This is a genomic window from Arthrobacter sp. MYb213, from assembly GCF_002979915.1.
Classification (GTDB): Bacteria; Actinomycetota; Actinomycetes; order Actinomycetales; family Micrococcaceae; genus Glutamicibacter.
Window position 1 is genome coordinate 72,663 of the sequence record NZ_PCQA01000007.1, and the last position, 12,184, is coordinate 84,846.

The following is a 12,184-nucleotide window of genomic DNA, read 5'->3' on the forward strand; positions in this document are numbered from 1 at the left end:
GCAAGTAAAATGGGGACTGTCCTGAAGCGATGGTGCGCTGGCACTTTTTTAGTAGCCGTCGTCACGTTCTGTACCATCGCATGTAGTTCTGGCGATGTACCTCCAACCCTGAGCGATGATGAACGCGCACGACTCGTCGATATAGTCGAAGAGCAAAGCTCGGGGATTGAATCACCTTCCTGCCAAGTCGAGGTATTTCGGCAAGACGGCGAGACAACCTATGGCTGGGCCGATTGTATGACCACTGCTTCTGCTTCAACTTCTGAGCAAGAACTTCTACAGGGCGAGTCCTATCCTTTTCGCATTGATGGCGATCAGATCCGAGTCCCTGGCGACGGAAGTGCCTATGAACAGGACCTCAAGGAAATCTTCCCAGAAGACTTGTGGTCGGCAATCGAGGAACATTCCGTTGGCCTACCCTAAAGCTGACCTGCATCTGCTTGGAACAGATCTTGGCTAGAGTAGAGCCTTCAGCAAATAAATACTAAATTTTTTCGTGGAATCGTCCGCGGACGGAAGGGTACGTGTGCGGCACGGCTATTTTGGACAGATCCCGGAGACGTTGCGTACCCGCTTATCGGTACGCGTGGCAGGAACTGGTCCCGATGTGGTGCTCATTCATGGCCTTGGAGCCTCCAGCAGGTATTTCACTCCCCTAGCCCAAGAGCTATCCCGTGACCATCGAGTGATCGTTCCGGAGTTGCCTGGCCACGGCAAGAATATGGATGATGGCAGGCCGGTTAGCGTGGCACGCTTTGCTCATGAGGTCTCCCTCGCGTTACGCACATTAAATGTGAAAGACGCGGTCATTCTGGGACATTCCATGGGAGCTCAGGTGTCCATCGAGATTGCTCGTAGTCGTCCCGAGCTGCTCAAACACCTGATCATTGCCGCACCAGCGGTTAATGACCGAGAAGATACGCTCTTCCGGCAGGCACGCAGACTCTTGCAAGACTTTCCCCATGAGTTGAACGCCGTCAAGGTCATCTTGCTTGTTGACTACCTGCGATGTGGCATTCCGTGGTGGGCTAAGAGTTGCACGCAGATGCTCGATTACCCAACCATTGACTATTTGGGATCGGTTCCTGTTCCCGTCGATGTAGTTTGCGGCACGAAGGATTCGCTCTCACCACCGGACTTTGGGTTACGGCTTGTGGCCAACGCTCCAAACGCGAAGCTGTCGGTATTCGAGGATGCGGCGCACGGTTTCAACTACTCGCATTTTGAACAACTAGCCCAGCTGGTTCGCGCAGCCCGCTAAGCGCAATGACTCCATTATCAAAAGGTAAGGGACGCCCCACACTGTTGAAGTGTTAAGCGTCCCTTATGTTTTTGTTGAAGTATTTAGCGCCCCAGCGCCGCTGCCGATTCGAATGGACCGACCACGGTGATGGTGCGTTCCTTGGCAGCCAGCTCCTGAGCCAACCCCTGCACGTCTTCCTTGGTGACCGCATTAACTCGGCTCAATGCCTCATCAATGTCTTGGAATTCTCCGGTAACCATCTCAGCTCGGCCCAGACGCGACATGCGACTTCCTGGATCTTCCAGAGCCAACACCGTACCGCCGGCGAGCTGGCCCTTGGCCTGCGCTAATTCAGCATCGGTAATACCATCCGCAGCCAACCGATCCAGCTCGGATTCAAGCAGGCCGATTACTTCGCTCGCCTTGGCTGGCGAACAACCGGCATACATGCCGAAGTATCCGGCATCGGTATACGCAGCCGAGAATGAATAAGTCGAGTATGCAAGTCCACGCTTTTCACGGATCTCTTGGAACAGACGCGAGCTCATACCCCCACCGAGGACCGCGTTGAGCACGGCAAGTACCTGCCGTCTCTCATCTTGTCCGCTAATACCTGGGCAACCAATGATGATGCTGGCTTGTTCTACCGGGCGGTTGATCACTTCAATGCCGGGCACCGAAACAATGGTTGCTGGTTCCGAGGAACGACGCGGTTCCGGAACGGCCATCGGGTCAAGATCCCAGCCCGCCTCGGACAACGAGGTGAGAACCATTGCGCAGAGTTCGTCGTGGTTGAGCGAGCCTGCCGCGGTGATGATCACTTCGCTCGGACGGTAATGCGCCCGATAGTGCTCCATCACTGCCTCGCGGGAGATCTCCATGATCTCGGCGGGTGTGCCACCAATGGGTCGCGCCAACGGGTGATCGCCAAGGACCTTCGCGACGAAGTGTTCGTGGGCTACCTCGGTGGCATCGTCAGCGTCCATCGCTAGTTCTTCGATGATCACCCCACGCTCTTGCTCCAATTCCAAGGGGTCAATAACTGCGGAGGTCACCATGTCTGCGATGACGTCCATGGCCATTGGCAGATCGGAATCAAGCACTCGCGCGTAATAGCAGGTGGATTCTTTCGCGGTCGCAGCATTTGATTCGCCGCCCACTGCGTCAAAAGCCTGAGCGATTTCAAGCGCAGTGCGCTTCTTAGTTCCCTTAAACAGCAGGTGCTCTAGGAAGTGGGTCGATCCATAGTGCCCGGCTTCTTCGTCACGAGATCCAACGGGTACCCAGAATCCTACGGTGGTCGACCGCTGTCCGGGCATGGCTTCGGTGAGCACACGGACACCACCGGGAAGAATACTGCGACGCACTTCTGCCCCGCCCTCGCCACGGTGGACCAGCGATGGGTCGGCCGGATCAATCGGTGAGAACTGTTGTGCCTCCACCGAGTGCAAGGGCAACGGAATCATGACCACAGAGAAACATCCTTAAAACATGGGGCCCCGGCACTTGAATCCGGGCGGAACACTGCCACCATTCTCCCACAGTGGAGCATAGACAGCGTCCGTATTCCCCACACAGAAGAATCCGTAATATCCCAGTACAAAGCTCTCCCTCCCCCAAGATGAGGTGGAAGGAGAGCCTTGAAGTTGTGGACTGAATGGCTAACAAAGTGCCACACGGTAATCAGCAGATGAGTTTTATTTCACCGACTTCCCGTAGATCTTCCAAAAAACAGATCCGAAGCCGAGCTAGTGCCGCCCACACAACCACAAGAGGGTCGGGGCAGTTGCTGTCAGCCTATCCAAATGGATCATTTGGAATCGTCGGAGGTGGTTCGGGAGCATCCGGTGCTCCCGGCGGCATCGTTGGATCTGGCGGGAACCCCGGGGTCGAAGGCGGCTCGGGGCTATTCGGACCTCCAGGGACAGGGGTCAACGGATCAGGTGTGGTCGGTTCCGCCGGCGGAGGTGGTGGTTCCGGAGCGGGCGCGTGCGTTGGATCAATGGTGTTGTCCATGTTGCTCTCCTTATCCCCTGGCACCAAGCCAAGTATTCCCATTCAAGGACAAAGCAGCCACGAGAACAACCACTATCCAGTAAATTCACAGGAGAGAAGGCGATCTAACTGGGGCATCTCAACCGTGATTCGAGAATCAACTTATTTTGCATCCAAACACGGTTAAGCAACAACGAACCCCAGCGCTTACATCTCAAACGCTGGGGTTCATTAGGCTACATTGACCCAAAGTGTGCTCACCGCACCATAATCAATTAACCGAAACTATTAGTTACCGAAGACGATTCAACGGCTTCAATTAGGCAATGTTGGTGCGATCAAACGCATCCAGGCTGATGCCCTGTTCCAAGATCACTTTTGCCCATTCCTTCGCCGAGTGCAGGCTGTGATCGCGGAAGTTGCCACAGCTCACGGCCTCAGTACCTGGAACGTCATCCCAGGTGACTTTCTCGGCTAAGTCTTCGAGAGAAGATTTGATGGCCTGGGCAACCTCAGCTGGAGTTGGCTCGCCCCAGACAATCATGTGGAAACCAGTACGGCAGCCGAATGGCGAGAAATCAATCAAGCCCTCGAAGCGCGTACGAATCAGACCAGCCATGGTGTGCTCAATGGTGTGCAGGCCAGCGGTAGGGATCTCACCGTGGTTTGGCTGCACAAAACGAATATCGTAGTTCGTGATGGCATCGCCCTTAGGCCCACGCTCAACGCCGATCTTACGCACGTAGGGAGCCTTGACCTTGGTGTGGTCCAGGGCAAAACTTTCAACAGCTGCAAGTTCAATTTCACTCATAGTTTCAGTCTATCCGCTCCCCCATTAGCAAAATTGAAAAACTTCATAGCCCGTAACCGATAAACTCAAGTGAGCATGCTGACCGTCGAATCTGTTTCCGGTCAGAATCAAAAAGACTTAAGTTGTTGTTGAGAGGAACCGAATGTCGGAACAGAAGACCCTGCTCGTATTCGCGCACAGTGATGAAGCATCCGCCTTCGCAGACGTGCCACACATCGTCTCCGGAGTAGGGAAGGTCAACGCTTCGGTAGCACTCGCCGGTGCGCTCGCCGAGGGCGGCGTAGAGCGCGTCATCGTTCTGGGCACCGCAGGGGTAGTCGGCAATGCCGATGAAGACCGTCCGAGCTTGGATACGATTTACCAGGTGACTCGTTTGATCCAGCACGACTTCCCATTGGCCTCGAATGATGTGGTGCCAACCGGTGAGATCCTGTTGCCTGATACTCAAGCCACTATGGCTACCGGAGATGTGTTTGTAAGCAATGACGAGCAGCGCACCCACATTTCCGGCCTGAATGCGCAGCTAGTAGACATGGAAGGTTACGCCTACGCGAGCATGTGCCAGCGTTTTGACGTTCCACTGCAGATCTTCAAGGTTCCTTCGGACTACGCTGACAGCTCCACCAGCATGGAAGATTGGGATGCGATTGTTATCGCCAAGAGTGTTCAGCTGCGCGAGTTCTATGATGCTCATCTAAGCTCTGCTCCCCCAGTTAGCTAGGTACACCCCAAATTCAGTCCCTGAGCTCTAGGTTTCTAGCGGAACCGTCTCGGGGTTACCCTAATCACGCAGAACCCCGGTGTCGCAGACGAGCCGGGGTTTTGTCGTCCTTTGGCTACCTTTCGTCAACTATTTTCGGGGCAAGATTCTTGAAATCAGAAATGCGCTATGAACGATATTTCGGTAGCCGTAGTCGAATTTCCGAAGATTCAATATAGTTCGTCAATGACCCAAAGTACCTCAAGCAGTCTCTTGCGAATGTGGTGCCATGGAGGTAGGCGCCAACGCAGTACATCCACATTTAAATTTAGCAGTTGCGACTTTGTCAGTTGCAACTGCTAATTCGTGTCCGTCTCCGATTGCTTTCAATTAGCAGTCGTCTCTGGGTAACAGAAAACCCCGGCTCACAAATGTGAACCGGGGTTTTCAAACTAGAGGAGAGTATTACTCTGCTGCTTCTTCCGAAGCCTCGTCCTCTTCAACAACTGGAGACAGCGACAGCTTTCCGCGGTCATCGATCTTGGTGATCTCAACCTGGATCTTCTGACCGACCGAGACTACGTCCTCAACATCATCGACGCGCTTGCCGTCGTTGATCTTGCGCAGCTCGGAGATGTGCAGCAGTCCGTCCTTGCCTGGGGTCAGCGAGATGAACGCACCGAAGGTGGTCAGCTTCACTACGGTACCCAAGTAACGCTCGCCAATCTCAGGAACCTGAGGGTTAGCGATGGCGTTGATGGCAGAACGTGCGGCTTCAGCGGACTCACCATTGGTGGCGCCGATCAGCACGGTGCCGTCATCTTCAATCGAGATGTCAGCTCCGGTGTCTTCCTGAATGGTGTTGATCATCTTGCCCTTCGGGCCGATGACCTCGCCGATCTTATCCACTGGGATCTTCACCGAGATGATGCGTGGCGCGTAGGTGGACAGCTCATCCGGGGTGTCGATGGCCTGGTTGACCACGTTCAGGATGTGCAGGCGAGCCTCGCGAGCCTGAGTCAGCGCTGCGGCGAGCACCGATGCAGGAATGCCGTCAAGCTTGGTATCAAGCTGGATCGCGGTGATGAACTCAGGAGTACCAGCCACCTTGAAGTCCATGTCACCCATGGCATCCTCGGCACCGAGGATATCGGTCAGGGCCGCGTAACGGGTTTCGCCGTCAACGGTGTCCGAAACCAGACCCATAGCGATACCGGCAACCGGTGCGCGCAGTGGCACGCCAGCGTTCAGCAGCGACAGGGTCGAGGCGCAAACCGAACCCATGGAGGTTGAGCCGTTGGAGCTCAATGCCTCGGAGACCTGGCGGATTGCGTATGGGAATTCTTCACGCGTTGGAAGAACTGGCACGATGGCGCGTTCTGCTAGGGCACCGTGGCCGATTTCGCGGCGCTTAGGCGAGCCCACACGGCCGGTTTCACCGGTCGAGTATGGCGGGAAGTTGTAGTTGTGCATGTAACGCTTGCGGGTTACCGGGCTCAACGAGTCGATCTGCTGTTCCATCTTGAGCATGTTCAAGGTGGTGACGCCCATGATCTGGGTTTCGCCACGCTCGAAGATTGCCGAACCGTGGACGCGAGGCAGAACCTCAACCTCGGCGGAAAGCTGACGGATGTCAGCTAGGCCACGGCCGTCGATACGGATCTGCTCGGTCAGGATGCGCTGACGCACGATGTGCTTGGTTACGGCACCGAAAGCCTTGGAGATTTCGCCAGCACGCTCGGCGAAGGCTGAGCCCTCGGCGGTAAGCGATGCAACGATCTCGTCCTTGAACTCGCCGGCCGCGTTGTCGCGATCCTGCTTGTCTGCGATGGCGTAGATTTCTGCCAGGCGGATGGAAGCTGCTGCTTCAACCGCTGCGTAGGCGTCATCTTCGTAGTCGCGGAAGATTGGGAACTCAACGGTTTCCTTCGCTGCACGCGAAGCCAAATCGGCCTGCGCTTCGCAAAGTACCTTGATGAATGGCTTAGCAGCTTCTAGACCCTCGGCAACGACCTCTTCGGTTGGCGCGGTAGCGCCGCCCTGGATCAGTTCCCAAGCGTTGTCGGTAGCGTCGGCTTCAACCATCATGATGGCTACGTCGTCGCCTGCAACACGGCCGGCAACGACCATGTTGAACACTGCGTTCTTCAGCTGGCTGTGCTTAGGGAATGCAACCCACTGGGCGCCTTCTCCATCGTCAACCAAGGCAACGCGAACGCCACCGATTGGGCCGGAGAATGGCAGACCCGAAAGCTGAGTCGACATCGAGGAAGCGTTGATTGCGACAACGTCGTAAAGCTCATCTGGATCGATAGCTAGGACGGTTACAACAACCTGAACCTCGTTGCGCAGGCCCTTGACGAATGCTGGGCGCAGTGGGCGGTCCATCAGACGGCAAGCCAAGATGGCTTCGGTCGATGGGCGACCTTCGCGGCGGAAGAAGCTGCCCGGAATACGGCCAGCTGCGTACATGCGCTCTTCAACGTCCACGGTCAGTGGGAAGAAGTCGAAGCCTTCGCGTGGGTGCTTACCGGCCGAGGTGGCCGAGAGCAGTACGGTCTCTTCGTCAATGTAAACCATTGCAGCGCCAGCGGCCTGCTTAGCCAAACGGCCGGTCTCAAAACGAATGGTGCGGGTACCGAAACGACCGTTGTCGATCTGTGCTTCGGCGAATTGAATTTCTGGACCCTCCATTAAGGGGGTTCTCCTTTCGATCGCTCCCATAGCTGACAAGCGATCCGTGACGCCCTACCCAGATCTGGTCTTCGATCGAGACCCGCGCTTCAGCCATCAATGGGCTAAAGCGAAAGCCACTACCGAGGACCGCGATACTGGCGGTCAGGACTCACGGTGACGCGGTCAAGGGAGTGTTTTTATCGTTGAGGTCTTGGCCAGCGGCCAAGTCCTACTCTAAGCCTACCGGGAATTGGCAAAAGGTGCAGTTCCACGCGATTTTCGCGGGTGTTGAGAACGCCTTATGCACTTCGGCGGACAGCAGTATTTATTTTGATCCAGGATTCTCGATATCGGTTCTCCGCTTCAGCACCCACCGAAGGTCTCTAGGTGAGCTCGCTCCCTGCAAGCTCTTCCTTAACCACCGCAAGTCCTCCCCCATGGATGACGTTCGCCAGGCCTGTGACTCAACAATCTTTCTGCCTCGATATCCTCCAGTGAACGTCAGTAACATCCAGAGCGCAGGAAATACCGTGATCATCACGGCAGAACCTACAGAAAGACTGGCACTGGAGAAGGTCAAGATGGCGACCAGCGTTGTCCAAAGACACCACCACAATCCGTTAGATAGTGACTTCAAACGTACCGACTGCAGCGCAATCGTTAAGTAATCCCGATAAGACTGCTGATGGACTTCGCTAGCCTCTTTTTGGGCAACTATGCATTGTTCTTGTGACTTTGCGTGCTTTATTCGTTCCAAATCCAAATCGCGCTTGAGGCTATCGAGCAACCGTTCGTTTGTTCTTGCCTGCGCCCGCAATGTTTTTTCTACTGCATTTAGTCTTTGATTCTCATTTTTGAGATTTGCGTATGAAGGTTGACCATCGAAATAACGTTTGGAATTCTCTTTGCGGATCGATGCACCGGCATCGTGCGGAACGGTGAAATTTGCAGACGCAGCCCTAGCCGCCATTGGAATATGTTCACTGTGCCCCAAGGCAGTAATAACTGGAACCTGACAACGAACTACAGCTTCGATGAGGTCTCGTTCGTCGAAGACAGCGAAATCCGCATAAGATCCGCCACCGCGAATAATGATGACGGCATCGGCATCACTAGGTTTGAGATTTTTTAGCCTGCTAGATATATCGTCAACCGCTCGTGTCCCTTGGATGTGTGCTTCCACAGCCATGACCGAAACCCGATGCCCTCTGTCGCTTTCGTGCAGGCCCCTCTTAAAATCCGCTAACACCTGAGCGTCCTGACCACAGATAACCACCACGTTTTTGATTTTTCCTGTGGGACGAATACTTTCTAAGTTGCGAATTGGCTTCGGTCGAATCCCGAATTCTCGGGCTACTTTTTGTCGGGAAAGTTCCAGGGGGCCAACTTCGGGAAGGATCCGAACCGCTGATTGCATATCACCGGCAATGGGGTCGCTTACTTTCCATACCGGGTTCCTTCGCCACACGTCAAAGTTCGGTTTGGCTGTGACAACTAGCTGTTGCCCTTCGCGGAGCTTGCTGGGAAAAGCGTGCGACGGTGCTTCAATTTCTAATGCAGTCCTACCGTCAATGAGTGTAAGCCACCTTTTATCGGCTGTCCCCCTTACTTTTCCAATGACTTCTCCGCGAAATTGCACCATTCGAGTCGAAGAGATGTGGCTGGCCACAAATCCTCTCACTTGGGCCAATGAGTGAATAGTTGAAGTTTTAGATTGTCCAAGCCGCGTCTCCATACCAACCACGATATGTCGACAATCCGACAGTTTGTGGTAATTAGCTCAGATCAAAGTAAAAATTCAAATTTAAACTAAGAACAACCAGACCCACTGATCGACCCAACTAGTTCACCCATCCGCAGCCGCTTCTGGAGTCGCTGTCTGGCGTCCAATTCATTGAGAACTTCGCACTTTTAACACCGACAACGGGCTCGATCGACTTTTGAATTCATGAGAGCGCATTTTCAGAGCGTCGTTGTGGAACCGCTAGATCTAAATACACTGACCTCGCAACTGGCAGCAGTTCTTATTTAAATGTCGGAGCAGGTGGCGTTCACCCTGTTGCAGCGAAACCAATTAGTTCAGGTTGCAAAGACCGCACAGAAGCCGCGCAACGACTTCACCGACAGAATCCGATCACCACCGCACGAAGACGTTGGTAACTTCTATGCGTTTTCTGGCGCGGTCTGTGCTTCTACGATTAGGGCAGCAGCAATCGAATCGAAAGCGCCCAATGTTGCGTAAAGCTTGATCGGGTCCTGCGGCAATGGCCAACTGGAGAGTTTCACGGCAACCATCTGCGCGGGACGGTTAATGTAGACCATCTGTCCATGGATACCCATGCATAGCACCACATCATTACCGGGAGATGGAAACCACATTTGGTTACGGTACATACCGCCGGGCATACGGTAATCCCCCGGGCTAGCGGCAAAAGCGTCTCGTGAATCCGGATCGCCTTCCAACGTTTGTGTAATCCAGTCTTCAGAGAGCACACGTTCCCCCGTCAAGGACAGTCCCTCATTGAGGAATACTGCACCGAATCGGGCCATATCTCGTAGCGTGGCATTGATCCCGCCGTCGAAAGTTCCGGTCCCGTACTGATCAATGCAAATCGTCGCGTCAGATTCGCTACCCAGCTTGCTCCATAAGACTTCAGACATCAGCTGTGGCATTGCGGTTCCTGAAGCGGCCTCACACACCCAGCCGAGCATGTCAGTTTCGCAGGAGCGATACTCAAATACTCCGCCGTGAGCTGTCTTGCGTTGCAGTGTTTTCAGGAACGGGTACATCCCGGTCGGTCCAGGCGTACTGGTTGGTGCCCAGCCGATGGCCTCCGACATCCGGCGGATCCCGGAGAGTGGATCCAAATAATTTTCAGAGAAATCAATTCCTGAACACATATCGAGCAAGTGACGCACCCTCGCGCCGGCATAACCTGAGTCGGCCAATTCAGGGATATAGTCCGTGATCTGGGCATCAGGATCTAGTACTCCCGAGTCGCATAAGGAACCTGCAACGGCACCAATGAGAGATTTACTCATCGACATCAAAAGGTGCGAGGAATCTTCATTCATCTGCCCGAAGTATTGTTCTGTGATCACTGTGCCCCGATGCGAAACCATCCAGGCATCGGTATGTGTTGTAGCCATGATCGATCCAACGGTCACCAGCGGAGCACCCGGAATGCTGGACGGCGCTAGAACCAAGTCCAGATTACGAAGCGCAACGGGTAGTTCCGAAGGCGTCGCTGAACCACGTGGAATTTCGGCTGTGGGCAAGAAATCAGCCATATGCTGAAAAGACCAGTGCAGGTTCTCAGGCAATTTCCAATTCAGTGCGTTGATTGCGCCAGCGCCAGTAACAGCGCCTATTTGAGTGTCATCCATGAGAGATCCTTTCAACGCCACACCAGTTAGTAAATGGGAGACTATCATTGAGTAACTCGGATGGGTCTCTTTGACTGTCACGTATCAAATACTTAGGTTCACAACGGGACGACAAAAATGACAGTCAGCCTTCTTCCCTGTCCTTTCAGCCCTAGTTTCATGGATTTCGCCGATCTAGCTGGGAATTGGCAAATAATCAGGCTCGGCGGGATTATTTTGGCTTCTTGGGCTGTTGTTAATTTCCGGAACACACGCTTTGCCCGATTAGATCTACCCGATTCTCTTGGGGTAAGGCGCATTCACTGAGTACGAGGAAAGAGAACTATGACAACCATGGTCAATGCATACGCTGCACCTTCGGCTACCGAAGGATTGATTCCAACTCAGATCGAGCGACGCGAGGTTGGTCCGCGCGACGTCCTGATCGACATCAAGTACTCGGGCATCTGCCACTCGGACATTCACACCGTGCGCGGCGAATGGGGACCACAGTCCTACCCATTGGCTCCAGGCCATGAAATCGCCGGTATTGTGACCGAGGTCGGAACCGAAGTCACCAAACACAAGATCGGTGACCGTGTTGGAGTGGGATGCATGGTTAACTCCTGCATGGAATGCGAAAATTGCCTCGCTGGCGACCAGCAATTCTGCGACAGCTCCGTCGGAACCTATGGTTCGGTCGATCGCGATGGAACCATCACTCAGGGTGGGTATTCCACTCATGTTGTGGTCACCGAAAACTTCGTATTGAGCATCCCAGAAGGTATCGAGCTTGATGTGGCCGCTCCGCTACTCTGCGCCGGCATCACCACTTTCTCGCCGCTGAAGCGCTGGGGTGCAGGCCCCGGCAAGAAGGTGGCAGTGGTGGGACTTGGCGGTCTAGGCCATATGGCCGTGAAGATCGCTAGTGCGATGGGAGCCGAAGTTACCGTGTTATCCCAGTCGTTAAAGAAGAAAGACGAAGGACTGAGCATGGGTGCCAGCGATTACCGCGCCACCAGCGACGAGAGCACCTTCAAGGATCTGCACAAGAACTTCGACCTGATCATTAACACGGTCAGCGCCTCGATCAATATCAGCGATTACCTTGAGCTGTTGCGTGTAAACGGCACCATGGTCAATGTGGGCGCCCCGGCAGAACCATTGCCGGTGAATGCCTTCGCATTGATCGGTGGACGTCGTTCGTTTGCCGGTTCACAGATTGGCGGCATCGAAGAAACCCAAGAGATGTTGGATTTCTGTGCCGAGCACGGCATTGGTGCTGAAATCGAGGTCATTGGCGCCGAGCAGATCAACGAAGCTTATGAGCGCGTGATGAAGTCTGACGTTCGCTACCGCTTCGTGATTGACACCGCGACTTTGGTCTAAAAGT

Annotated in this window: 9 protein-coding genes; 4 read left to right on the forward strand and 5 right to left on the reverse strand. The window is 54.3% G+C overall.

Annotated features, from left to right (window positions below):
• The first annotated feature begins 237 nt into the window (after positions 1-237).
• Together CQ011_RS17705 and CQ011_RS15440 are read left to right on the forward strand one after the other, a co-directional pair.
• The gene (locus CQ011_RS17705; protein WP_146112645.1) at positions 238-423 is read left to right on the forward strand and encodes a hypothetical protein; all 186 of its coding nucleotides are present in this window, start codon (positions 238-240) and stop codon (positions 421-423) included.
• A gap of 73 nt (positions 424-496) precedes the next feature.
• Complete coding sequence (locus tag CQ011_RS15440) at positions 497-1,261, forward strand: alpha/beta fold hydrolase (RefSeq protein ID WP_181148157.1); 765 nt, start codon at positions 497-499, stop codon at positions 1,259-1,261.
• An 83-nt stretch (positions 1,262-1,344) separates the two neighbouring features.
• Here CQ011_RS15440 and CQ011_RS15445 read toward each other — a convergent pair whose 3' ends face one another.
• The gene (locus CQ011_RS15445; RefSeq protein ID WP_502692892.1) at positions 1,345-2,715 is read right to left on the reverse strand and encodes a M16 family metallopeptidase; all 1,371 of its coding nucleotides are present in this window, start codon (positions 2,713-2,715) and stop codon (positions 1,345-1,347) included.
• 842 nt (positions 2,716-3,557) lie between these two features.
• Complete coding sequence (locus tag CQ011_RS15450; RefSeq protein ID WP_105678610.1) at positions 3,558-4,049, reverse strand: S-ribosylhomocysteine lyase; 492 nt, start codon at positions 4,047-4,049, stop codon at positions 3,558-3,560.
• Between the two features lie 142 nt (positions 4,050-4,191).
• Between CQ011_RS15450 and CQ011_RS15455 the strand changes: the two genes are divergently transcribed.
• Positions 4,192-4,770 (forward strand): phosphorylase family protein, encoded by a 579-nt coding sequence (locus CQ011_RS15455; protein ID WP_105678611.1) that lies wholly within the window; start codon positions 4,192-4,194, stop codon positions 4,768-4,770.
• Between the two features lie 444 nt (positions 4,771-5,214).
• Here CQ011_RS15455 and CQ011_RS15460 read toward each other — a convergent pair whose 3' ends face one another.
• From CQ011_RS15460 to CQ011_RS15470, 3 genes are all read right to left on the reverse strand, one after another.
• Complete coding sequence (locus tag CQ011_RS15460) at positions 5,215-7,443, reverse strand: polyribonucleotide nucleotidyltransferase (RefSeq protein ID WP_105678612.1); 2,229 nt, start codon at positions 7,441-7,443, stop codon at positions 5,215-5,217.
• 307 nt (positions 7,444-7,750) lie between these two features.
• A complete protein-coding gene (locus tag CQ011_RS15465) occupies positions 7,751-9,094 on the reverse strand; it encodes an exodeoxyribonuclease VII large subunit (RefSeq protein ID WP_181148158.1) in 1,344 nt (447 codons plus the stop codon).
• A gap of 494 nt (positions 9,095-9,588) precedes the next feature.
• The gene (locus CQ011_RS15470) at positions 9,589-10,812 is read right to left on the reverse strand and encodes a serine hydrolase domain-containing protein (protein WP_105678614.1); all 1,224 of its coding nucleotides are present in this window, start codon (positions 10,810-10,812) and stop codon (positions 9,589-9,591) included.
• A 324-nt stretch (positions 10,813-11,136) separates the two neighbouring features.
• Between CQ011_RS15470 and CQ011_RS15475 the strand changes: the two genes are divergently transcribed.
• On the forward strand, positions 11,137-12,180 hold the full coding sequence (locus CQ011_RS15475; protein WP_105678615.1) for an NAD(P)-dependent alcohol dehydrogenase: 1,044 nt from the start codon (positions 11,137-11,139) through the stop codon (positions 12,178-12,180).
• Positions 12,181-12,184: the final 4 nt, after the last annotated feature.